The organism is Hyphomicrobium sp. DY-1 (genome assembly GCF_047497105.1).
Lineage (GTDB): Bacteria > Pseudomonadota > Alphaproteobacteria > Rhizobiales > Hyphomicrobiaceae > Hyphomicrobium_B.
Window position 1 is genome coordinate 2,810,195 of the sequence record NZ_CP134870.1, and the last position, 19,085, is coordinate 2,829,279.

The following is a 19,085-nucleotide window of genomic DNA, read 5'->3' on the forward strand; positions in this document are numbered from 1 at the left end:
AGAATTATGGAGATGGTGTCCGCGACGGCCTTGCGCACGCCGAGATTTCGTCGGCAAACTCGGATGGCTTTGGGATTTGCGGCGTGTGGCACATGGGTGGCACCAGAACAAGCACTCCCGATCTGCTGGAACCGGGGACACACGTGTTCTCCGGCACCGTCCGGGTGTGGGGCAACGATTATGCTGAGCTCCATACCGACAGTGGCGTTACCATTCAGCTTGTCACCCAGGGGCTTCATGCCTTGCGAGATGGCGAGCGGATCACGGTTGTGACGCGGCGGTATCGGCCGCTCTATCAGATCGAAGAGGTGTTGGACGCCTGACGAGCACGTTTTGGCCCAGCTATCCTTAGCGGGCTGCCAGGATTTGCCAGCCCGTCCAAGTAAGCGCAAAACATATCGGCCAGAGCACCGGCAAAGGCCTTAATTTCCGCCGGGGTGCGCGGCGTTTCCGAGAACTGCTTTCCGACGGTGCTGAGCGTCGTCTTGATGAGTTTGGCTGCTAACGATTGCTGCGACTTCGAGGCATTGGGCAATGCTTCACGCATGAAATTGTCCATCGCTCGTGCGCTCGATGCTCTCGCTTCCTTTGCTTCCGGGGCATTGCGGTAGAGAGGGGCGGCGTCGTCCAACGCGACACGGACTGCGGCTTCGTCGCATTCCGATCGGATAAAGGTATGTACGAGCGTCCGGAGTCGTTGAAGCGCTGGTTTGCGTGAGTCGCCGAGAATGCTGCTCAACAACTCTGTCGTCTGCCGCCACTCGTCGCACTGGAGACGGAAGAGGATCGCCGCCTTGTTCGGAAAATACTGATAGAGCGAGCCGACGCTGACTCCAGCTCTTTCGGCGACCCTCGCAGTTGTGAAACGCTGCGCGCCTTCTTTCGCTAAAACCTGAATAGCAGCGTCCAGAATGGCCGTCACAAGCTCGGTGGAACGGACCTGCCTGGGTTCTTTTCGCGAGGAAATTTGGGTTCTTTTTTTTCGAGACATGGGCGGCGTGGGAAATGCGAATAGTGAATGCGATGGATTAATCGTATTCTTGATCGGGCGGAAGACTGATCAAAAGTCGTAGGAGAGATTACGATGAATACGCTGACTACTCCCCCTGTTGGACCGCTTCTTGATAGCCTCTTTGAAGTAGCCAGCGCCGTCTCACCGACGGACGGTCCTGATTTTGGGGACCTTTCGTCCGAAGAACATGCGCGACTGATGAGCAGCAAGGTTGGTTATCGGGATTTCTATCGGAGACTAAAGGACTTCCCGCTTGCTGTCTCGCGGGAGACGGGAACGTTGCTATATATGCTTGCGCGCGGATGCCGGGCGCGATCGATCGTCGAATTCGGAATGTCATTCGGCATTTCGACACTGCACCTCGCCGCGGCGCTTCGAGACAATGGCGGAGGCCGTCTGATTACGAGCGAGTTCGAGCCATCGAAAGTGGTAAAGGCACGCGAAAATCTGACGGCGGGCGGTGTGATTGATCTGGTCGAAATTCGGCAAGGCGATGCGCTTCAGACGCTGAACGCCGATCTTCCCGAGGTGATCGACCTCGTGCTGCTGGATGGTGCCAAAGCACTTTACCCGGAAATTCTAAGCTTGCTGGAAAGCCGCCTCAGGCCGGGCGCCTTCGTGATCGCCGATAACGCCGATTACAGTCCCGACTATCTCGCTCGCGTCCGTTCGACGTCGAATGGTTATCTTTCGACGCCGTTCGGCGACGATGTGGAAGTGTCGATGAGGCTCGGCTGATAAAAATTCGCACCGTGCCAGTTCTCCTGCACGGTGCGAATGGTCTTGTTTTGCTGCCGGCCGCTTAGAACGCCGCGTCGATGTCGACGATGTCGATCAGCTTGTGGTTCACAAACTCCTTGATGCCGAGGCCGAGCAACTCGCGGCCGTATCCTGAGCGCCGGACGCCGCCGAACGGCAGGTCGGCCTTGACCATCGTCGGATGGTTGACGAACACCATGCCGGTCGAGATGCGCTTGGCGACTTCGGCGCCATGAGCGGGGTTCGACGTGAAGACCGAACCGCCAAGGCCGAACGGCGAGTCGTTGGCGATGCGGACGGCATCGTCTTCGTCCTTAGCCTTGAAGATCATCGAGACCGGACCGAAGAACTCCCAGTAACGGGCCGGGTTGTCTTCGGCGATGTCGGTGAGGATCGTCGGCTGCAGGAATGCGCCCTGGTTGGGGACGCTCGGGCCGACTTCGATCGCCTTGGCGCCGTGCGCGACGGCTTGGCGGATCTTGTCCTTGAGGTCATCGACGGCTTTCTGCGACGAGAGCGGCGCAAGCGTCGTGTTGGGATCCATCGGATCACCTGCGCGCAGCTCGGAAACGCCCTTAACGTAACGTTCCATGAAGCCGTCGTACGCCGGCTCTTCGATAATCATGCGCTTGGAGGACACGCAGACCTGGCCGGCATTCCAGTGGCGGCCGAACACGGCCCACTTCGCGGTCTTGTCGAGGTCGGCGTCTTTCAGGACGACGAAGGCGTCGGCGCCGCCGAGTTCCATCGTTGACTTCTTGAGTGCCTTGCCGGCTTCAGCCGCAACGATCGAACCGGCGTATTCGGAGCCGGTGAGAGCGACGCCGTGAACGCGCGGATCGTTGAGGACCACGCCGACGTGGGGATGGTCCAAGAAGAGATTGATGAAGGCGCCGTCCGGCAGACCAGCTTCCAGCATGAGGCTTTCGAAGGCCATAGCAGATTGCGGAACGTTGGCTGCGTGCTTCAGCAGGATGACGTTACCTGCCGAGAGCTGGGGCGCGATGATGCGAGCGATCTGGTAGTAAGGGAAATTCCACGGCTCGATCGCGAGGATGATGCCGAGCGGATCGCAAACCAGAACGGCCTCGCCTTCTTCCGGATCTGCAACCGGAAGCTTTTCCGGAGCCAACAGTTTCTCGGCGTTCTTGGCGTAATATTCAAAGATGCGGGCGGAAAGCTCAACTTCGGCTTTCGCTTCGGAAAGCAGCTTGCCCATTTCGATCGTCAGAATCGGCGCGTACTTATCGACATCGCGGCGCAGGAGGTCCGCAGCCTTCTGCATGATGCGCGCGCGTTCGCGAAACGACGTCTCGCGCCAACTGAGAAATGCATCATGGGCTTTATCGATGGCCTGTTTGATTTCGGATTCGCTGGCCGTCGGAAAGGTCTTCAGGACTTCTCCCGTATAGGGGTTGGTCGTCACGAACTTCATCGTTTGTCCTTCCTAGGATTATCGTCTTGTTTTCCCGATCAGCGCGGGCCGAAGCTCTCAGGACTGATTTTTGGAAAGTGCGGGATGAACTAAGGGTTGCCCGGCGGTCGGGGAAAATATTGAGGTTCAGTGTTTGGAGAATACGACTATGGTTCAAGACAACGTTGATGCAGAGCAATTCTAGGCTCGGTCCTAACCGGACGAGCGTTGTCACCGCGTATCGCGATAAGTTACAATTGCTGTGAAAAACGCCGGTATTTTTTTGGACGCTGTGGGCAAGTGAGAGGAGCGCGCTGTTGCTGACGCTTAGCGCGCTCTCTGATATGGTACGGTCTGCTATGCATTCAGCGCGCCGCGCAACAATCCTCCAAAAGGCGCGAAATTTCAGACTGGCTATCTTGCTTCAACCCAGGGTGGTTGGCCGTGGGTCGTTAGATCATGCCGCCGTTCGCGCGCAGCACTTGACCGTTGATCCAGGCGCCTTCCGGGCCTGCGAGGAACGAGACGACATTGGCGATGTCTTCCGAAGTTCCGAGGCGTTCCATCGGGTTCATCTTCGCCATTTTGTCGATCAGCTCATCAGACTTGCCATGAAGGAAGAGTTCGGTCGCGACCGGACCGGGCGCAATGGCGTTGACGGTGATCGACCGGCCGCGCATTTCCTTCGCCATGATGCCTGTCATAGCTTCGACGGCAGCCTTGGTGGCGGCGTAGATGCCGTAGTTCTCAAGCTTGAGCCCGATGACGCTGGTCGAGAAATTGATAATGCGACCGCCGTGGCGCAGGTGCTTGCCGGCCTCTCGCATGGCATTGAATGAGCCTTTAAGGTTGATCGCCACTTGGCGATCGAATGTGGCGTCGTCGGCATCGGCAATCGATGAGAGCGCCATGACGCCCGCATTGTTGACGAGCACGTCGATACCGCCGAAGGCTGTTTCTGCCGATTGAAACATGCGGCACACGTCTTCTGGCTTTGATACGTCGGCCTGGGCTGTCACGGCCTTGCCGCCCGCCTTTTCGATCTTTCGCACGACGTCATCGGCTTGGGCGGCGCTGCCGGCATAATTGACGACGACCGTGAAGCCATCCTTGGCGAGACGCTCCGCGACGGTCGCCCCGATGCCGCGTGACGCGCCCGTGACGATGGCGACCTTGTTCTGGTTGACGGTCATTTTCCCTTCTCCTTTGAAAAAGTGCGCCGAGGCGCCTCTGCTGGAAGATGTATCTTTCAGCTTGGCGTATAATCTGGCATTATCCGGCATTACTGTTCGAAATATGCGAACAAATGGGCGATGGACCGAATTGATGCCATGCGGGTTTTCTCGCGCGTCGTGGAGCGGCGGAGCTTTACGCTTGCGGCTGAAGACTTGGGGCTGCCGCGCTCGACGGTGACAGATGCGGTCAAGCAGCTTGAAGCGCGCCTTGGGGTGCAATTGCTGCAGCGGACCACCCGCCACGTCAGTCCGACGCTCGATGGCGAGGCTTACTACCAGCGCTGCCTCTCCATTTTGGCTGATATCGAAGACGCGGAGGGCGCGTTTGCGGGCGCCAAGCCTAAAGGCCTGCTGCGGGTCGATGTGCACGGTACGCTCGGGCGTCACTTTCTCTTGCCGAGCCTGCCGGCGTTTCTTGAAACTTATCCGGACATCGAAATCTACATCAGCGAAGGCGATCGTTACGTCGATCTCGTCCGCGAAGGGATTGACTGCGTATTGCGCGCCGGGTCACTGCTGGACAGCGATATGGTTGCGCGCCGCGTCGGAACGCTCGAGGAGATGACGCTCGCATCGCCCGGTTATATCGCAGCGCACGGATTGCCTCGGCATCCTGACGATTTGCCTGGAAGGCATCGGATGGTCGCGTTCCATTCGACCGCCACGGGCGGGCATCTGCCGCTGGAATTCATCGTCGATGGCAAGGTGCGCAATATCATGCTGCCATCGACTGTCTCGGTGAATGGTGCGGAGACCTATCACGCAGCGGCGAAGCTCGGTCTCGGGCTCATTCAAATTCCGCGCTATCGCGGTGACATTGCGGTGCAGGCGGGCGAGCTTGTCGAAGTGCTGCCGGATTATCCGCCGACGTCGACGCCGGTTTCGCTGCTTTACCCGCGCAATCGCCAGCTGTCGCCGCGGGTCCGAGTTTTCATCGACTGGGTGGCCAAAGAATTTGCGGTGCGTAACGCCGAGGTGCAGCGTGCCTAGCGCACTATGAATTTAAAGGGCTGCGTGAACGTCATCGGCTTCAGGCTCACTTCCGGCGGAATGGGCGGAAAAGGCGTGGCGCGGTCGAGGGCGGCGAGTGCTGCTTCGTCCAGAACGCGATATTTCGATGACGACATCACTTCTCTCGAAAGAAGAGCGCCGTCGGTGCCAATCGTGTATTTCAAAACGACCACACCCGTTTGCCGCGAGCGTGGATTGACTTTCGAGTGCTGCACCCGGTCGTTGATTTGTCCCAGATAAATTCCGACGACACGTGCCTCGCCGCCGGACTTCACCGTTGCCGAACTTTCTTCGGTGACAATCGCGACCTGCTCGGGCTGGGCCTCAACTTCCTTTGTATCGGGCTGCTGCTCTGCCATCGGGGTGGGGGGCGATGGCTTGTCGACCTGCGTAACCTTCGATTCCTTGAGTTGGTCTAGGGGCGGCAAGTCTCCGGGCTTGCCGGAGCTTGGCGCTTTGAGAGGGGTCGGCAGCGGTGTCTCGGTGGGTTGCGCCGCGATCTGTTCGACGGCGCTTTTCTGCGGTGCGGCGATGGCGTCGAGCTGTTCGCTCGGCTTTGTTATGGGGTGCGCCGGCGCGGGCCGTTGCTCTTCTACAGTTGCGGCAGCGTCGGGTTTCCGACTTTCAACTTTGCTGGCGTCGTCGCGAAGCTGCTCCGCTGTCGCTACGAGGGGGCGTTGGGCAGCCGGAGCTTGCTCGCGAACCGGCGCGACGTCCGGTGTGATTTGTCGTCCGGCGTCGTCTGGGAGGTCAATCAGCGGGTCCGACGAGGTCACGGTCGGCGGTTGCGTCGACGGCTTTCGCGGTTCGATCGCCGGAATGTCCTCGGTGTTTTGTGCTTGCTGAGCGTCCGGGGCGTCATGAAGTGGCGTCGGCGGCGCAACGGGCGATGATTGCGGCGCCGGTTTTTGCTGCGGAAGCATAGCGACGTCCTGCGTGCTTTTTTCCAGCGCACCGCCGCTCACGTCGCGTAACGGCATCGGCGTAACGGAGCTTGACGCTTCCGGCGGCGGCTTGCGCTCGTCCATCGGCACGACGTCCGGCGTCGCAAGGCTTTCGACGCTGTCGCCGCGATTGGCCACGGTATCTAGGACCATGCCTTGCGGCATCAACTCAATGTCCTGTCCCGTGCCGAAATCGAGGATTTCCAGCTCCTCGTTGTGAATCCTGGGCCATATCGCGTAGCCGATCAAGCCGTGCACGGACAGCGAAAGCAGAATGGCAATCGTTCGCAGCAACATGGCAAGATCCAAGTTCTTCCCTGCTGGGTGCGAGGCGCAACTTGGCTGACGCAAAAATGCAGGCGGACAAAATTAGATTTTCGCGCCGGCCCGATCAACTTTTACTGCTTGTTGCGGTTATGGCGACGCCGAAATGCGGCCTGCGCGCTTAAGTGGGCATGGCCAAGTTGCGGTGCGCTTAGGTCGGCATTGTCGACATGTCCGGCACCCAGCCCTCCGGCGTCTTGCAGAAGAGGGGACATTTGATCGGTGCACGAACGTGAGAATGGGAAGTTGAGCGAGGTTGCCGGAGCATGCGTTCCCAGGCGCTCATTTCCTTCATGCGGTCACCACGCCGACAATATTTGCCAATCTTTTCATCAATTCGAGCTCAGATAAACCGTGCCTCCAGAAGCTAAGCTCTTGAGCTAGTTCGATGGCAGCTTCCTGAATGAAGCTAAAAATCGAAGAGAAAATCTACACGCAGTCTGCGAAAGCTTAAGCAACACGATCGATCTGGGAGGATTGCCGCGTGTCTAGGCGCCCGGACTTGGTTCGAGAGAACGACCGTACCGCTTCCGGTACAGGCCCACCGGCGGATGCCACAAGACTTTTTGTTATCGTCGCATAATGATGGTGCATCGCCGTTTTGATTGCATACGTAAATAATAACTGCGGCTCGAACATCCGCTTTTTGACGATTTGCAGCAACTGCGCCCGATAACGACGTGCGATGGCCCGATCATCAATTTGGTGAACCACGCGCAGCGCTAGAACTGCAAACATAACATAATTTTCGATGCAGCTTTTTATCCAGGCCCAGCGATGATTTCGCCAATAGGGCAATTGATGAACCGCAAACTTGAACTTACCATCCACGAACAACCTATCAAGACGCTCAAAATAGGCGCTCGCCGAATAGGACTTTTCGGTCGCTCGCACCAGTCCTTCACGCAGCATGGCAGGCGACATTCCAAGAGGAATAACGTTCGTGCCAAAGGCATCGCTGCCGGCATCATCGTTCAGCCGGCCTTCTGATTTCAATCTCTCAAAAAGAGGTGTTGTTGGAATGGCGTGCAATAGTCCAATAAGAGCGTGCGCGATGCGGGTTTCTGCGAGGAAACCCGGCAAGACATCGAAAGCTTGCGGTTTGTCGCTGTCGAATCCAACGATCATTCCGCACCAAACATCCAGGCCGTGATCCTGGATGCGTCGAACGCGCTCAACAAGCGTCCCGGCACGCTCTCGAACATTCTGAAGTTTTTTTGTTTCCTTGAGGGAGGCCTCATCTGGGCTTTCAATACCGATGAAGACGCTTTGAAACCCAGCCTGTCCCATCAGGCCCATCAACTCTTCATCTTCCGCTAAGTCGAGTGAAGCTTCCGTGAAAAGCGTGAGCGCATAGGCATGCGCCTCTTGCCATTTGGCGATCTCACGCAGCAGCGGTTTGATTGCTTTCTTATTTCCGATGAGGTTGTCGTCAACGACGAAGATGATCCTAACGCCGGCACGATAATAGGCATCGAGTTCGTCGATCACCTGATCGGCTGACTTGAGACGGGGCTTGCGCCCGAATGTAACGATTATATCGCAGAACTCGCACGTGAAAGGACAGCCGCGCGAAATCTGCATACTCCCAAACATATAGTGTTGTGATTTCAACAGGTCGAGGCGCGGCAGCGGCAGTGTGGTCATGTTGGTTTTTTCAGTCTGTTCGTAGCGATGTGCGTGCCGCCCTGCCTCCCACTCTTTGATAAATTGCGGCCAAGTAACGTCTGCTTCGCCGACAAAAATAACGTCGGCAAGATCTTGGAATGCTTCAGGCTCGACGGTTGCCATGGGGCCGCCTACGACCGTGAATACATTGCGCAGACGAAGCTGGTCGAGGATCTCCAGCAGTCGCGCGCCCTGCACTGACATTCCCGTCAAGCACACCATGTCCGCACGACCGAGACGCTCGAAGTCCAAGTCTTCGACGTTCTCATCGACGATCGTAACCTTATGGTCGTCCGGGACGAGCGCCGCGAGGAGGGGCAGGCATGCAACCGGCAAGTTCGCACGCTTGCCCAGCATCCCCATGCAGTGCTCCATGCCCCAGAAGGACGTATTGAAGCGTGGATTGATGATGACGATGTCAGCCATTAGTCACCTCGCTGGGGCGAACCTACCTCTTGCCGGTTCCAAACGCGGTGACACCTAGACTGGTTGCCATGTTCCCTATCTGGAACGGCGTCATATCGGCCAATCGAAAGACAAGGGATCATCGGAGCAGGCGTCGGTCAACTAATGTCATCTCAAATGTTGCGGTGCCTGCAGAAGCGGGGGGGCCGACGCAACCTGCCTCGCTTAGTTAGCGAAGGTCTGAAGAGCGAAAGCGGTCATAATTGCTGTTAGCTCGTTCAGATACCGTCCTAGGGCAGCAAGAGTCGAGGAATGGGATTAAATCACCTGCGGCTGGAGCGATCGAAATAGCGATGCAACTCATCGCTTATTTGACCGTCAACGGCGCCGAGAGATACGTACTTTACGGGACGCTTGGGAGCAGCTCGAAATATCGACGTCACGCTCTGTATTGCCTGGCTTTTTGGAGCAAAAATGCTGGTGCTGCCGGAGGGGATTGAACTCTCGACCTCTCCCTTACCAAGGCTAATTCCAAGATCAGGGTCAGCATTCAAAATGCCAGCAAATACGGGAGTTTTTGAGGTCATTTCGCCTTCCTCTCTTTGTTCGTCCCCATCTCGTCCCCACGGTTTGACGAAACTTCCGTCTCCGCATTTTCCCCGGAAACGATGAGCAACGGCGCGCCAGCCGAGACCTTGCCGACATTGTTGGAGAACCAACTTTCGCCTCCATCCTTCGCTTGGCGATGGACCTCTTGCTTTTCGAGATGCGAATATTTGTGAGCCGGCGCCGTGATCGTCTTCCAGTGCCCGGCGTCCTGCACCCACTTCAGACTTTTGCCCTCGCTCAGATGCCCCGTCACAAAGGCGTGGCGGCCGGCTTCCTTGGCCATGTGGTACGGAACCCCGGCCTCCTTACAGGCGTCGAGCAGCCAATTCCGCATGGTGCTCTGCCATTTTGTGCCGAACAGGTAGCCGCGCTTGCTCTTCGTCAGCCTTGGCGTCTCCTTGCCCCGGTCACCCATCCGAATCTTCTCGGCTTCCGCAAGGTCCGGAAGTGCCATGAGCGCCGCCCAGGCGGGCTCGGCAAGATTGATAACGATGTTCTGCTTGCCCTTGTTGTCCCTGACGAGAAGGGTACGCGCCTCGGCGTCGAAATGCTCCCGCTTGCGATTGAGGTACTCGCCCGGTCGGCGACCATGCAACCGGCCGCAGATCAGAAATGCCCGAAGCCAGGGATTGGCGTGGGGAAGCACGGCCCTGAACCAATCATTCTTCGGAACGTCGAGATCGGGCAGGCTATCATGGCCCTTCGGCCGTTTGAGAGTTGCCGCGATGCCGATTCCGATGGGGCCAGATAAGCGTAGCGCCGCTTTGACCGGCGTGAAGAGTTGCCGGTTGATCGTCGCCGCGGTACGGTTCGGGTAAATCTCAGTCGCTAGCGAGGTCATGAGGTTCTGATCGATTTCTGAAATGAGTCTGTTTCCGATCTTCTCAAGGATAGGAACGAAATAAATCGATGCGCCCTGCGTCCGCTGATAGACAACGGCGATCTCAGCAAAAGTCGGAATTTCTTTGGGTTCGGCATCGGCTTTCTCGACCGCCTGTTTGTACCATTCCTCGACTAGTTTCGCGCCCTCGCGCTTCGAGCGAGTGCCAATGCTTCGCTCAACGGATTTGAGCTCGACGGCACCGCCTTCGACACGGCGCGGCTCTTTGTATCTCGCATAGGTCGTTTTGGTGCCGTCTTTGGCGATGTGCTCGCGCCAGGATATGCGTATGGCCATGGGATACCTTGCACGAAATAAGTCCAAGCGGCGCCGATGATAAACGCGCTTTTGCCGATTTTTCTATAGCATGACAGGCGGCGCGCCTCTTCGCTTATCCAGCGGATCGTCGGCTTCGTTCCGTCTGGACCGGCCGGCAAAAGCTCTTGCGCCTCGTCGAGCGGAATGAGGTCCTTATTCTGCTCAGCCATGCTATGCCGCCTCCACTGTCTTTGGAACGCGAGCACGCTTCGCCATCCGATCGTAAAGAACGACATTCGCTGTACAGGCCAAATTCATGCAGTACCGCGTTGGAATGCTGACGACGTGATGTGCTTTCTCGATGAGCGAAGGTGGAATCGAGCCATCTTCCGGGCCGAAAATGTAGAAGGCGCGCTCGGGATGTTCGAATGCAGGAAGGCTCTCAGTTTTGTCGCAGATCTCGATCGCGACGATCTTGCAGCTGTATGGAACTATCGCGAGAAGATCCTGAGTTCGGAGCAGTGGAAGATGGCGCCAAGCTTTCGCGGTATCCGTGCAGGCCTGCTCAAATCTTCTGCCGGTGACGGCGACAAAGGCCGCATCATAACAAGATGCGGCGCGAAGCACGCTGCCGACGTTCTCGCGAACTTTCGGCTGGCAAAGGCCGATAGCGAAGTAGCCGCGCTGGTTCATGGCGATTGCCTCGCTCGTCCCGCTGCGAGAACTTCCTTCGAGATCATTTTTTGCGCTATCGCCTCTTTTCTCTGTGCGCGCGTCAAGCTGCGATAGTGCTCGGCACAATCATACTTCCGGCAGATAATCGGACGCCGGTCGTAAATCGTGCAGCCATCATCGCCGAGATAGACGCAGTCTCCGTTCGATTTCATCGCTAGAGCGGTTAGGCCGTAAATGGTTTGCGTCTCATAGTCTTCCGGCCGATCACCATATTCACGGAGAAGGGGGACAAGTGAGCGGTTCTGGCAGCACAGGCGGCAGCCCGCGCAGATGACAGTCGAATCTCGAAGAGGCATGAAGGTTTCCAAAGTCATACCGGCCCCCGATAGTCCTGCCTCTCGTAATGAGGCTCTGAGATTTGAGGTGAGAATTCGATGCGAAGGGGAGGGGTCTCGTCGTTTTGAGACAGTTCATTCAAAATCTGATTGATGCCGACGGCGAAGATGACGCCCCACGCCAACAGAAATGCCGTAAAGAATGGGGACTCCAGTTTGAAAGTGATCGTCGAGTTCATGCCGCCTGCCTTTCCGCCTTAGCATTCAGCCAGTCGAGATCGTGATCGGTCCACCGCATCAGCTCGACCTTGGCGTGACCGAGTGCCTTCACGGCTTGGCCCGTGACTTCCTTGGTGTAGATTTCATCCATGATGGCGCACTGGGGCCGCCACTTCGTGACGTGCCGGATCATCAGAGTGCCGGCGTCAACGTCGCGTTTCAGTGACGGGCAGAACTTGATGCATCGCGCGGCGCATTCGGGATGCAGCAAAGGTTCGACCTGCAAAATCGCCCAGCCTTCGGCACCGTGCATTACCGGCCGGGCATGCGATAGCGAAACCTTGGTGCTGAGCTTGAGCAGACGGCCGCAAAGATCGCAACGACATTGCGCGATACATTTCCGCTGTCGGTTCGAATGCGGCTTTCCGAATTGCGGCTTGCCCTGGCCGGGCAGTTCGCGCTGGCTGATCGCAAGGCGGCCGCCAAAGAAAGGGTCCCGCGCCAACAACATGCCTTCCTCGGCCGACCATGAGACGGTCCACGGTACGGGAGTGTTGCCGAACATGAGAGGCGTCATGACACACTCCCGTATGTTGGCATCATCGAAAGCGCGACATGCTTTCCGAGATCGGTGAGATAATAGAAGACGCCGCACCAACCTTTGACATCGCCGTACCCGGTCTCCTGACCGTGAGGGCCGCTGAAAAGCCCGAGTTCCCATGCGAGACGGTGAAGTCGGCTATCGCTTGGTGACGTGCAGTAATGATCGCGATAGCCGGGCTCGCGCTTATGATCGGCCGCGAAGGCGTGAAGGATGATGTCGCGCTCTTCGTCGCTGAGTTCGGCCACGAGGCGGTGTTCGGCGGGCAAGACGAGATCGTGATGCTTGGCGCGCCTGACGTGGATGTCCGAGAACTCGATATCGTCGTAGCAATCGCCGATGATGAGCTTGAAAGCATAGCGCGCCTTCGATGCCGTCTCAGCCCAAATCCAATCCCACTCGTTGTCTTCGCGGCTCCAGGTCGTCGAAACCTCCCAGGCCTTTCTGATGCGCTGGCTCATGCCGTCACCACTTGCTTTGCGACTGATGGAAATTCCCGGACGCGAAGTTCTTTCGGCCACTCCATGGGGTCACCGCCTTTTCGGTCGACCGGCTTAAGCCTCAGCGGTCGATCATCTGGTGCGCACAGTCTCGCGCTATCAACCGGATGCGATCCAACCTGCTTATGAAAGACAGGAACGCCAGCATCCTTGCACTGAGCAATGATGCTGCGGCCCCACTCGAGATCATAGGGGCGCGCGCGGGGGCCAGATTCACCGCCAATTATGGCCCAATCTAATGTCGGATAACGGACGCCTTCATCGACGTGGCATTTGCCCCGGTGATGCCAGCGCAAAGGGCTTCCAAAGAAGCCGGGAGCCGCTTCGATTTTAACCGCTTCGAGGTCAATTGGCTCCAGCAATGGCTCAGCGGAGATACCTACCCAAGGTATCCCCATCTTCGTTTTCAAAGCCAAAAGACGCGGGATATCGCGATCCGCTTCGGCCTGATTGACGACGGTCACGATCAGGCCAGCGTGTACTGGCCATGTCTTCGCGCCGATTTCGCTCAGCCGCTTCTCGATAGCGGAAACTCGCTTGGTGACAATCTGGATGTCGATGCGATTACAAATCGTGATGGTGCGCCATGCTTCGGTAAACCATTCCGTTGGCACTTCCAAGTCGAACAGATCTGACATCGATTGGATGAAGACGCGTCGCCGGCGCGGTACTTGAGGATCGGGCATCCCGAACGCCCGAGCATTCCCGTTCGCGCATTCTGCGTCAGCCGCCCAATCGGCATAGGCATTATCGAGCCGGTGAAGGAGCCCAACCGCGCTCTTGATCTTCCTCCGAGCGACGCCATGGCCCCAATGGGATTCGCCAAAGCGCGAGTCCATCGTCTCGGCATAGCAATGGTCGCAGCCAGGTCCGACTTTGGTGCAGCCGTGCCAGAAATTGACGGTGGCGTTCGTCCACTCGATGTCTGTAGTGTCGCTCATGCCGCCTCCCGCTGTTTCAGGAAGTCATCGACGTTGCATTGGTGGGTTTTGAAGGTCACTGCAACGACGTACGGATTGGCTTCCCAGGCTTCCTCGCCGTTCAGATGTTTCCAGAGGATGGCGAACGGAATCGTCGGGCGGGAGTGACAAAGGCCGGCGGTGTCGTAGCCAAAGCCCTTGATGACGTAGCAGTGATCTTTGATCTTCGAGACGCCTTCGGCGAGTGCATCATCATCGCTGATGTCCTGAATTCGCTCCACCTTGACGCTCTTGACCTCTAGGGTAAGTCGAGATGCGAGGCGGGGCATGTGGATTGAAGGCTTCCACTTAAGTTCATCATTGCCGCCTTGATCGTCGGCGGCGAACATGAAGCGGTGCCGACAAAAAGGATCGTCGCAGTCGAAATTGTCATGAACACGCGCCCACGTCTCGCGGACCCAAAGGAGATCGCCCCGCCAAAATCGAAGCGGTCGGTGTCGCATCAGGGGACCTTGTTCCTCGGTCCATCCACGAATCTCATAATGCCGTTCTGGCGTCAGTGCCGAGAAGCCAATCCCTCCGCGAGGATGCGGCGGGAAGTCGGGCTGAGGCTTGAGGATGCGCCGTGTCATCGTCTTCCGACCATCTAAGATGGCCCTAACCATCGGCGCGCTAAAAAGGGTCGGCGTCACTTTCATGCCTGATCCCTTTCCGCAACGAAGATCTGGTGATCGACGAACTCCAATCGCTCCTTCAATTCCCTCTTGAGCTGGACAACGCCGCCTGGACCGCTATTGAGCAGCCGGATCATCTTTCGGATGCCGGTAGCGGACTCCTTGAGCCCGACTAGCTGCTGCGGCGTGAATTTTGGGATGGGCTCTTCCATCACTGCCGATACTCCTCAGCATCATCGAGAACAGCATCGACGATGCCTTCCTCGATCACAGCTCTGACGATGCGGCGGAACAATTCGTGCGGTGTAATGCGTCGGCGTTCGGCATCCGATTTGGCCAATGCGAAGAGATCGCCGGGCATCTGCATCATGCGGTCGTCGGCGCGCGCCGGATCCTGCCGCTTGCCGTTCTTCGAATAGAAGATGAGAGAACTCACCGTTGAGATCTCGATATCGAGCAATTCCGCGATCTCGCGACGCTTCATCTTTTTGTTATCGAATAGATCACGAACCGCTGCGGTCTTGCTCGGGTAGCCAAGGATGGGTTCAGGTGCGGGCATTAGGATTTGCCCTCCCGAGCTTTCAGCATCGCACTAGCAAGATCATAGGCTAGTCGTGAGACATGCTTTTCCAGCGTCTCGCCATCAATGAGCGTGTCATTCCCGCACGCGAGAACCAGGGATGGGAGTGCCTGCGCCGCGAAGTAATCGCGAAGCGTCATGCCAGATGAAGGGTAAGGATAGCCCGAAGCGCTTCCGGGAACTTCTGGATCTAATGGGGGGATCACTGGGTATGCCGCACCACCATCTTTATCGATCGACATTTAGGCGCCCCTGTTCATTTGCCTTGGCTTCGTGATATTGGCGAAATTCCTTCGCGGTGATCTGGCGACGAGTCTTCTTGTCGATCATGATCTCGCCGCTGCCGATGCCGCCGGACGAAAGACCGCCACTTCCGACGCCGCCGCATGTGCGGCAATTCTTACCGTTGTCGCGAACGCCGTAGCCGCCGCAATGCGGACACTCGCGAAACTCAATCTCGGTGGAATCATCCATGTCTACGCCGCCCTCTCGAACAGATTGCCCTGAGCCCGCTTGCCCTTGAGGAATTTCGCCGCTTCGGTTCTTAGGTTTTCGAGCGCATCGATGGCGCCATCCGGCATCAGCTTCGCGGTATTGCCTTCCTTGTATTGCTCGAAGGGAAGGTGAGGCGTGTTGAAGGAGAACGGCGAGTCCGAGGTATCGAGATCGACGAACCCGGTGATCACTGCCCCCTCGACGCCTGTGTCCTCGGAATGAGAGAACGAGACGCCGGTGATCCTGACGCGGTTGTCGGCGTAGCTCGTCGGCCATTCGAGGATTTCGCGGGCGTGTGAGACGAGGCCGGCGAGAGCGGCTGGAAGATCAGGATGCGGTTCTTCGTAGATCTTGTGCGTCGTTTCCGACTCGACGTGCGAGCCTTCTCCAGAGATCTCGACGATCTGCCAAAGGCCGTCCTTGAATTTGATTTTTGCGATGCGGCTCATGCTGCGGCCTCACTTGCAGGAACCTCAATCCCATTGAGAACGCACCATTCCTCAGTCCACTCCAAAGCCTTCCGTGAAGCAAAACCGCCGCCGGAATCATCTCCGGGCTTGTCACCTTTGCTGATCATCGCAAACCAGCGTTCGGCGGGGCGATCCGATCCCTTATCAAGCGCACCAACGTCGATGCCACGGACGTTGGCGATGGTACCAACCAAGCAGGCGCAGTCGCCAGCATAGGTACTTCCGTCAACTCGACCTTCACGCAATGCAACGATGACACCGGCAGCTTCGGATCGATTTTGCGTTAGCGTCATCCAAAGGTCTGCTTTGAAAACCCGCAGCGCCGCTTCCGGGAGATCTTTCGCGCCGCCGAGGTTCGCGCCGCGGAGGTTCGCGCCGTAGAGGTCCGCGCCGCCGAGGTCCGCGCCGTAGAGGTCCGCGCCGTAGAGGTTCGCGCCGTAGAGGTTCGCGCCGCGGAGGTTCGCGCCGTAGAGGTCCGCGCCGCCGAGGTCCGCGCCGTAGAGGTTCGCGCCGCCGAGGTCCGCGCCGTAGAGGTTCGCGCCGTAGAGGTTCGCGCCGCGGAGGTTCGCGCCGTAGAGGTTCGCGCCGTAGAGGTTCGCGCCGCGGAGGTTCGCGCCGTAGAGGTTCGCGCCGTAGAGGTTCGCGCCGCGGAGGTTCGCGCCGCCGAGGTTCGCGCCGGATTTAATCGCCGCCTTGATCGCCAGACCGAGCTTAATGCCTTCGGAGGCATCGGCCGAACATTCGAACTCGACTTCCGAAATGATCTTCGTGCTGTCCCAGCGGGATCGAAATTCAAATTTCATCTTGCCCTCTATCATTCAAAATTATGAACTGCGGTCCGGGAGCTTCAGCGCTACTTACCTTCGGGCCTACGTGGGGAGCATCCGTTGTGCTTGATGCCGTGGCCTTACGCCGGGAACCGCAGTATTCGGTTGATCACCAGCCGATTGAGATGCCGGCCTTGCCCACAGCGTCGCCGCTCTCGGCCGATACAGCGCCACCGACAAAGCCGGCTAGGGCGCTATTGATCCGCACGACGCCGGTAGCTCCGACGGCAGCAGCGCTACCCGTGAAGCCGGTCCCGATGCTGATGCGAACCTTCTCGTTGTCGCCCAGCCAAACCGGGGGCGACAGTGCGGCGCTCAGCGCAAGCGCGTCGTCCTCATCGAAGTCCCTGCCGTCACGGCCGGGTAATCCGCGTGCGCCCTGGGGGCCAGGGAGCGTTGAGTCCTTCCCGTCCTTTCCGGCGACGCCAGGGGAGCCATCTTTGCCGTCGATTCCGTCGCGGCCATCGACGCCCGGACTTCCCGCAGGTCCCGCCGGACAGTTGTGAATATCAAGCGGTCCATCACCGCATTTCAGAAGTGATGCCGCATGCGCCGGTGCAAGCGCTAGAGGAAGTGCGAGAATAGCAATCGTCAGGGCCCGCATCGGGGTCTCCATTGGTTTTGACGCATGCACAAACGCAGGGGAAACTGAACTCAGAATGGGATGTCGAAGTCCTCAGCGGGCTTGTCGAAGTAGCCCTTCTCGAACTTCGTGCCGGTGAACTCTTCCTGCTTTGGTTCCGCAGGTTTGCGGTCGCCATCGGGAGAAGAAAGGATCGTCAGCGTGCCGTTGAATGGCTGAATGATGATCTCAGTCGAATACTTCTCGGCACCGCTCTGATCGGTCCATTTTCGCGTTTGTAAGGAGCCTTCGACGTAGAGCTTGGTGCCCTTGCGCACATATTTCTCGATGACGCCGCTCAGTCCCTCATTGAAGCAGACGACGCGATGCCACTCGGTGCGTTCCTTGCGCTCGCCCGTCTGCTTGTCGCGCCAGGTGTCGCTCGTCGCGATGCTCAAATTGGCAATCGGACGACCGTCCTGCGTGCGGCGGATTTCGGGGTCCTTGCCGACATTGCCTACAAGAATTGCTTTATTGACCGAACCAGCCATGACGCCCTCACGATGCCGCAAAGAAAGCGTCGTCAATGATCTGTGTCGCTCTCTGAGCGAAGTTGCTCGGGAGCTTCTTGATCATCGGCTTATGCTTGGCGCGGATTTTCTCGAGTTCGCCCATGTCGTCACAGTTTCGACATTCGGCTTGCAGCGATGCGATGAACGCCTCCGGCGAGAGGTGAACGTTTTCGGTTCGCGCCGGACGGTCGCCGGGGAACATATCGTCGTCAGATGGCGCGCTCTGCTTCGGTGCCTCGGTCTTCGGCAGAAGCGTGCTCGCCTGGGCGACGTTGGCCTCTTGCTTCGGCTCCGGCTTCTTCTCCGGTTCCTCGGCATCAGGAATATCGGGCGAGTTCACCTTCGCCAGCGCGGCACGATCTGCTCTCGATTGTTCGCCGAACATTTCTTCGACGGAGGCTTCGCCGCTCTTCAGCGTCGCATACATGCCGCGTAAGGTGACGATATCGTCGAGCTTGACGTCCGCTACCGATTTGAGGTCGAGAGCGGCGGCAATCGCTAGCGGCCCGACGCCGAGCGAGCCGAATGCAGCAACGAGCTGGTCGCGCGTCGTTCCGACAGATTGGACGTCGCCTTTGATTACGGCTTGGGCGCGATCGTAGGCGCGACGCCAAGCGGGTTTGGGTACACCGCCGAGGATTGCGTTCCGGCGGGCGATCGAGCACGCCGCGTTACCGGTAACGATGATCATGTCCTCGTTATAGACCTTGCCCTTGCTGTCCAAGATCCGCCGGCGGACACGCGACGTCGACGCGGAGTTCGTTTCGAGGTCGTGGAAGATCGCTTCGGCTTCGATGAAGCCTTCATCGCGATCGACGTAGACGACGCGCGCGGCGACACGGTTGTTGCCCCATTGAGAAGCGATGATTTCGGCAAAGCGGGCAGAGGGACCACTGATGTTCTTGCCGCCGCGGGGCAGGACATACATGCAGTCCTGCGCAGTCTCGACGTCGAGCGTCGCCAGTGTCGTGATCGCGGCAACAGACTTTTCAATCGAACGAGGGAACTGCCGGGCGGTCGCGATCTGCCGGTCGAACTCGACTTTGGCGAGCCGTTCCGCCATTGCGGGTTCCGCCATCGCGGTCTGGCGATCGGGCGGGATGATGATCTCGTGTCGCGACATCGCGGTATCCTCG

The 19,085-nt window shown here is 58.2% G+C and carries 26 protein-coding genes; 3 read left to right on the forward strand and 23 right to left on the reverse strand.

What is annotated here, in order from left to right:
* Positions 1 to 92: 92 nt before the first annotated feature.
* Positions 93 to 323, forward strand: coding sequence for a hypothetical protein (locus tag RLW41_RS13300; RefSeq protein ID WP_409562163.1), 231 nt, complete (start codon positions 93 to 95; stop codon positions 321 to 323).
* Here the strand turns inward: RLW41_RS13300 and RLW41_RS13305 are convergent.
* Positions 296 to 991 carry a TetR family transcriptional regulator gene (locus RLW41_RS13305; RefSeq protein ID WP_414461733.1) on the reverse strand — a complete coding sequence of 232 codons (696 nt, stop codon included), beginning with the start codon at positions 989 to 991 and terminating at the stop codon, positions 296 to 298. The two genes, RLW41_RS13300 and RLW41_RS13305, sit on opposite strands and share 28 nt — an antisense overlap.
* 93 nt (positions 992 to 1,084) lie before the next feature.
* Here RLW41_RS13305 and RLW41_RS13310 point away from each other — a divergent pair, with 93 nt between their 5' ends.
* Positions 1,085 to 1,750: an O-methyltransferase gene (locus RLW41_RS13310; protein ID WP_414461734.1), complete on the forward strand. Its 666-nt coding sequence runs from the start codon at positions 1,085 to 1,087 to the stop codon at positions 1,748 to 1,750.
* A gap of 64 nt (positions 1,751 to 1,814) precedes the next feature.
* On the opposite strand, the gene RLW41_RS13315 is transcribed toward RLW41_RS13310, so the two are convergent.
* Both RLW41_RS13315 and RLW41_RS13320 read right to left on the reverse strand, forming a co-directional pair.
* Positions 1,815 to 3,206, reverse strand: a complete 1,392-nt coding sequence (locus RLW41_RS13315; protein WP_409562166.1) for an NAD-dependent succinate-semialdehyde dehydrogenase — start codon at positions 3,204 to 3,206, stop codon at positions 1,815 to 1,817.
* 431 nt (positions 3,207 to 3,637) lie between these two features.
* Entirely contained in the window at positions 3,638 to 4,378 is a 741-nt protein-coding gene (locus tag RLW41_RS13320; RefSeq protein WP_414461735.1) for an SDR family oxidoreductase, read from the reverse strand.
* Between the two features lie 120 nt (positions 4,379 to 4,498).
* Here RLW41_RS13320 and RLW41_RS13325 point away from each other — a divergent pair, with 120 nt between their 5' ends.
* Positions 4,499 to 5,410, forward strand: coding sequence for a LysR family transcriptional regulator (locus tag RLW41_RS13325; RefSeq protein WP_414461736.1), 912 nt, complete (start codon positions 4,499 to 4,501; stop codon positions 5,408 to 5,410).
* Here the strand turns inward: RLW41_RS13325 and RLW41_RS13330 are convergent.
* The 20 genes from RLW41_RS13330 to RLW41_RS13425 all read right to left on the reverse strand — a co-directional run bounded on the left by RLW41_RS13330 (position 5,407) and on the right by RLW41_RS13425 (position 19,072).
* The gene (locus tag RLW41_RS13330) at positions 5,407 to 6,672 is read right to left on the reverse strand and encodes a TonB family protein (protein ID WP_414461737.1); all 1,266 of its coding nucleotides are present in this window, start codon (positions 6,670 to 6,672) and stop codon (positions 5,407 to 5,409) included. The two genes, RLW41_RS13325 and RLW41_RS13330, sit on opposite strands and share 4 nt — an antisense overlap.
* Before the next feature lie 477 nt (positions 6,673 to 7,149).
* Positions 7,150 to 8,793, reverse strand: a complete 1,644-nt coding sequence (locus RLW41_RS13335; protein ID WP_414461738.1) for a B12-binding domain-containing radical SAM protein — start codon at positions 8,791 to 8,793, stop codon at positions 7,150 to 7,152.
* A 302-nt stretch (positions 8,794 to 9,095) separates the two neighbouring features.
* Complete coding sequence (locus RLW41_RS13340) at positions 9,096 to 9,359, reverse strand: hypothetical protein (protein ID WP_414461739.1); 264 nt, start codon at positions 9,357 to 9,359, stop codon at positions 9,096 to 9,098.
* Positions 9,356 to 10,558, reverse strand: a complete 1,203-nt coding sequence (locus RLW41_RS13345; protein WP_414461740.1) for a hypothetical protein — start codon at positions 10,556 to 10,558, stop codon at positions 9,356 to 9,358. The genes RLW41_RS13340 and RLW41_RS13345 overlap by 4 nt, the downstream gene beginning before the upstream one ends.
* Before the next feature lie 192 nt (positions 10,559 to 10,750).
* Positions 10,751 to 11,212, reverse strand: coding sequence for an RNA methyltransferase (locus RLW41_RS13350; RefSeq protein WP_414461741.1), 462 nt, complete (start codon positions 11,210 to 11,212; stop codon positions 10,751 to 10,753).
* A complete protein-coding gene (locus RLW41_RS13355) occupies positions 11,209 to 11,550 on the reverse strand; it encodes a YkgJ family cysteine cluster protein (RefSeq protein ID WP_414461742.1) in 342 nt (113 codons plus the stop codon). Before RLW41_RS13355 ends, RLW41_RS13350 begins: the two co-directional genes overlap by 4 nt.
* Before the next feature lie 14 nt (positions 11,551 to 11,564).
* Positions 11,565 to 11,768: a hypothetical protein gene (locus RLW41_RS13360; protein WP_414461743.1), complete on the reverse strand. Its 204-nt coding sequence runs from the start codon at positions 11,766 to 11,768 to the stop codon at positions 11,565 to 11,567.
* A complete protein-coding gene (locus RLW41_RS13365) occupies positions 11,765 to 12,325 on the reverse strand; it encodes a hypothetical protein (RefSeq protein WP_414461744.1) in 561 nt (186 codons plus the stop codon). The genes RLW41_RS13360 and RLW41_RS13365 overlap by 4 nt, the downstream gene beginning before the upstream one ends.
* The gene (locus RLW41_RS13370) at positions 12,322 to 12,810 is read right to left on the reverse strand and encodes a hypothetical protein (RefSeq protein ID WP_414461745.1); all 489 of its coding nucleotides are present in this window, start codon (positions 12,808 to 12,810) and stop codon (positions 12,322 to 12,324) included. The genes RLW41_RS13365 and RLW41_RS13370 overlap by 4 nt, the downstream gene beginning before the upstream one ends.
* The gene (locus RLW41_RS13375; protein ID WP_414461746.1) at positions 12,807 to 13,790 is read right to left on the reverse strand and encodes a DUF5131 family protein; all 984 of its coding nucleotides are present in this window, start codon (positions 13,788 to 13,790) and stop codon (positions 12,807 to 12,809) included. Before RLW41_RS13375 ends, RLW41_RS13370 begins: the two co-directional genes overlap by 4 nt.
* Positions 13,787 to 14,467: a hypothetical protein gene (locus RLW41_RS13380; RefSeq protein WP_414461747.1), complete on the reverse strand. Its 681-nt coding sequence runs from the start codon at positions 14,465 to 14,467 to the stop codon at positions 13,787 to 13,789. The genes RLW41_RS13375 and RLW41_RS13380 overlap by 4 nt, the downstream gene beginning before the upstream one ends.
* Entirely contained in the window at positions 14,464 to 14,655 is a 192-nt protein-coding gene (locus tag RLW41_RS13385) for a hypothetical protein (RefSeq protein WP_414461748.1), read from the reverse strand. Before RLW41_RS13385 ends, RLW41_RS13380 begins: the two co-directional genes overlap by 4 nt.
* Positions 14,655 to 15,002: a hypothetical protein gene (locus tag RLW41_RS13390; protein WP_414461749.1), complete on the reverse strand. Its 348-nt coding sequence runs from the start codon at positions 15,000 to 15,002 to the stop codon at positions 14,655 to 14,657. Before RLW41_RS13390 ends, RLW41_RS13385 begins: the two co-directional genes overlap by 1 nt.
* Positions 15,002 to 15,265 carry a hypothetical protein gene (locus RLW41_RS13395; protein WP_414461750.1) on the reverse strand — a complete coding sequence of 88 codons (264 nt, stop codon included), beginning with the start codon at positions 15,263 to 15,265 and terminating at the stop codon, positions 15,002 to 15,004. The genes RLW41_RS13390 and RLW41_RS13395 overlap by 1 nt, the downstream gene beginning before the upstream one ends.
* Positions 15,252 to 15,497 (reverse strand): hypothetical protein, encoded by a 246-nt coding sequence (locus tag RLW41_RS13400; RefSeq protein ID WP_414461751.1) that lies wholly within the window; start codon positions 15,495 to 15,497, stop codon positions 15,252 to 15,254. The genes RLW41_RS13395 and RLW41_RS13400 overlap by 14 nt, the downstream gene beginning before the upstream one ends.
* A gap of 2 nt (positions 15,498 to 15,499) precedes the next feature.
* Positions 15,500 to 15,967, reverse strand: a complete 468-nt coding sequence (locus RLW41_RS13405; RefSeq protein ID WP_414461752.1) for a hypothetical protein — start codon at positions 15,965 to 15,967, stop codon at positions 15,500 to 15,502.
* The gene (locus RLW41_RS13410; protein ID WP_414461753.1) at positions 15,964 to 16,791 is read right to left on the reverse strand and encodes a pentapeptide repeat-containing protein; all 828 of its coding nucleotides are present in this window, start codon (positions 16,789 to 16,791) and stop codon (positions 15,964 to 15,966) included. Before RLW41_RS13410 ends, RLW41_RS13405 begins: the two co-directional genes overlap by 4 nt.
* Before the next feature lie 133 nt (positions 16,792 to 16,924).
* Entirely contained in the window at positions 16,925 to 17,419 is a 495-nt protein-coding gene (locus RLW41_RS13415; protein ID WP_414461754.1) for a hypothetical protein, read from the reverse strand.
* 50 nt (positions 17,420 to 17,469) lie between these two features.
* Positions 17,470 to 17,928 (reverse strand): single-stranded DNA-binding protein, encoded by a 459-nt coding sequence (gene ssb, locus RLW41_RS13420; RefSeq protein ID WP_414461755.1) that lies wholly within the window; start codon positions 17,926 to 17,928, stop codon positions 17,470 to 17,472.
* A 7-nt stretch (positions 17,929 to 17,935) separates the two neighbouring features.
* Positions 17,936 to 19,072 carry a hypothetical protein gene (locus tag RLW41_RS13425; protein WP_414461756.1) on the reverse strand — a complete coding sequence of 379 codons (1,137 nt, stop codon included), beginning with the start codon at positions 19,070 to 19,072 and terminating at the stop codon, positions 17,936 to 17,938.
* Positions 19,073 to 19,085 lie beyond the last annotated feature (13 nt).

Coding starts and splice junctions, on each gene's coding strand:
- RLW41_RS13425 (WP_414461756.1), bottom strand. CDS start 19,072: ATGTCGCGACACGAGATCATCATCCCGCCCGATCGCCAGACCGCGATG.
- RLW41_RS13330 (WP_414461737.1), bottom strand. CDS start 6,672: ATGTTGCTGCGAACGATTGCCATTCTGCTTTCGCTGTCCGTGCACGGC.
- RLW41_RS13385 (WP_414461748.1), bottom strand. CDS start 14,655: ATGGAAGAGCCCATCCCAAAATTCACGCCGCAGCAGCTAGTCGGGCTC.
- RLW41_RS13360 (WP_414461743.1), bottom strand. CDS start 11,768: ATGAACTCGACGATCACTTTCAAACTGGAGTCCCCATTCTTTACGGCA.
- RLW41_RS13365 (WP_414461744.1), bottom strand. CDS start 12,325: ATGACGCCTCTCATGTTCGGCAACACTCCCGTACCGTGGACCGTCTCA.
- RLW41_RS13315 (WP_409562166.1), bottom strand. CDS start 3,206: ATGAAGTTCGTGACGACCAACCCCTATACGGGAGAAGTCCTGAAGACC.
- RLW41_RS13405 (WP_414461752.1), bottom strand. CDS start 15,967: ATGAGCCGCATCGCAAAAATCAAATTCAAGGACGGCCTTTGGCAGATC.
- RLW41_RS13310 (WP_414461734.1), top strand. CDS start 1,085: ATGAATACGCTGACTACTCCCCCTGTTGGACCGCTTCTTGATAGCCTC.
- RLW41_RS13355 (WP_414461742.1), bottom strand. CDS start 11,550: ATGCCTCTTCGAGATTCGACTGTCATCTGCGCGGGCTGCCGCCTGTGC.
- RLW41_RS13335 (WP_414461738.1), bottom strand. CDS start 8,793: ATGGCTGACATCGTCATCATCAATCCACGCTTCAATACGTCCTTCTGG.
- RLW41_RS13305 (WP_414461733.1), bottom strand. CDS start 991: ATGTCTCGAAAAAAAAGAACCCAAATTTCCTCGCGAAAAGAACCCAGG.
- ssb (WP_414461755.1), bottom strand. CDS start 17,928: ATGGCTGGTTCGGTCAATAAAGCAATTCTTGTAGGCAATGTCGGCAAG.
- RLW41_RS13375 (WP_414461746.1), bottom strand. CDS start 13,790: ATGAGCGACACTACAGACATCGAGTGGACGAACGCCACCGTCAATTTC.
- RLW41_RS13395 (WP_414461750.1), bottom strand. CDS start 15,265: ATGTCGATCGATAAAGATGGTGGTGCGGCATACCCAGTGATCCCCCCA.
- RLW41_RS13400 (WP_414461751.1), bottom strand. CDS start 15,497: ATGGATGATTCCACCGAGATTGAGTTTCGCGAGTGTCCGCATTGCGGC.
- RLW41_RS13390 (WP_414461749.1), bottom strand. CDS start 15,002: ATGCCCGCACCTGAACCCATCCTTGGCTACCCGAGCAAGACCGCAGCG.
- RLW41_RS13340 (WP_414461739.1), bottom strand. CDS start 9,359: ATGACCTCAAAAACTCCCGTATTTGCTGGCATTTTGAATGCTGACCCT.
- RLW41_RS13300 (WP_409562163.1), top strand. CDS start 93: ATGGGTGGCACCAGAACAAGCACTCCCGATCTGCTGGAACCGGGGACA.
- RLW41_RS13345 (WP_414461740.1), bottom strand. CDS start 10,558: ATGGCCATACGCATATCCTGGCGCGAGCACATCGCCAAAGACGGCACC.
- RLW41_RS13370 (WP_414461745.1), bottom strand. CDS start 12,810: ATGAGCCAGCGCATCAGAAAGGCCTGGGAGGTTTCGACGACCTGGAGC.
- RLW41_RS13380 (WP_414461747.1), bottom strand. CDS start 14,467: ATGAAAGTGACGCCGACCCTTTTTAGCGCGCCGATGGTTAGGGCCATC.
- RLW41_RS13325 (WP_414461736.1), top strand. CDS start 4,499: ATGGACCGAATTGATGCCATGCGGGTTTTCTCGCGCGTCGTGGAGCGG.
- RLW41_RS13320 (WP_414461735.1), bottom strand. CDS start 4,378: ATGACCGTCAACCAGAACAAGGTCGCCATCGTCACGGGCGCGTCACGC.
- RLW41_RS13350 (WP_414461741.1), bottom strand. CDS start 11,212: ATGAACCAGCGCGGCTACTTCGCTATCGGCCTTTGCCAGCCGAAAGTT.
- RLW41_RS13410 (WP_414461753.1), bottom strand. CDS start 16,791: ATGAAATTTGAATTTCGATCCCGCTGGGACAGCACGAAGATCATTTCG.
- RLW41_RS13415 (WP_414461754.1), bottom strand. CDS start 17,419: ATGCGGGCCCTGACGATTGCTATTCTCGCACTTCCTCTAGCGCTTGCA.